Here is a 225-nt window from a genome sequence, read left to right on the forward strand (position 1 = left end):
GAGTCATCATGACGCCTGCTTCGGCCAGCCAGCGATTGATGGTCTTGAACAATTGGCGGGCCAGTTGATGCTGCTCCAGCAGGTGGCGGAAATTCATGATGGTGGTGCGGTCCGGCAAGGCGCTATCCAGGGATAACCGGGCAAACAGACGCATGGAGGCGATTTCGTACAGAGCATCTTCCATCGCGCCATCGCTCAGGTTGTACCAATGCTGCATGCAGTGAA

The 225-nt window shown here is 56.4% G+C and carries 1 protein-coding gene; it reads right to left on the bottom strand.

The features are described 5' to 3' along the window. A partial coding sequence (locus tag FHC52_RS22685; protein ID WP_220420283.1) for a transposase occupies positions 1-225 on the bottom strand: 225 nt, incomplete at both ends.

It is taken from the genome of Enterobacter sp. EC_64 (assembly GCF_019584165.1).
Lineage (GTDB): Bacteria > Pseudomonadota > Gammaproteobacteria > Enterobacterales > Enterobacteriaceae > Enterobacter > Enterobacter roggenkampii.